The sequence below is a fragment of the Rhodococcus sp. APC 3903 genome (genome assembly GCF_030407755.1).
Classification (GTDB): domain Bacteria; phylum Actinomycetota; class Actinomycetes; order Mycobacteriales; family Mycobacteriaceae; genus Rhodococcus_F; species Rhodococcus_F erythropolis.
In genome coordinates, this window is record NZ_JASDCV010000102.1 from 1 (window position 1) to 610 (window position 610).

Annotated in this window: 1 protein-coding gene; it reads left to right on the forward strand. The window is 62.0% G+C overall.

The window, feature by feature from the left end; all coding sequences use genetic code 11:
* A partial coding sequence (locus QMA15_RS32715; RefSeq protein ID WP_290289389.1) for an AMP-binding protein occupies positions 1-610 on the forward strand: 610 nt, incomplete at both ends.

Genomic DNA, 610 nt, shown 5'->3' on the forward strand with positions numbered 1-610 from the left:
GTTGGGGGTGTTGTTGCCTGAGCATGCGGTGTATGTGATGTTCACGTCGGGGTCGACGGGTCGTCCGAAGGGGGTGGTGGTTTCGCATGCGGGGGTGGTGAATCGGTTGTTGTGGATGCAGGGGGAGTTTCCGTTGGGTGTGGGGGATGTGGTGTTGCAGAAGACGCCGGTGTCGTTCGATGTGTCGGTGTGGGAGTTGTTTTGGCCGTTGATGGTGGGTGCGCGGTTGGTGGTGGCGGATCCGGGTGGGCATCGTGATCCGGTGTATTTGGTGGGTGTGATCGAGCGGTGGGGGGTGTCGGTGGTGCATTTTGTGCCGTCGATGTTGGAGGTGTTCGTGGGGGAGCCTTCGGTGGTGGTGGGGTGTTCGAGTGTGCGTCGGGTGTTTGTGTCGGGTGAGGGGTTGTCGTCGGTGTTGGCGGGGCGGTTTGCGGGGGTGTGTGGTGCGGAGTTGGTGAATTTGTACGGGCCGACGGAGGCGTCGGTGGATGTGACGTTTCATGTGGTGGATGGTGTTGTGGGGGTGGGTGTTCCGATTGGTCGGCCGGTGTGGAATACGCGGGTGTTGGTGTTGGATTCGCGGTTGCGGCCGGTTCCGGTGGGTGTGGTG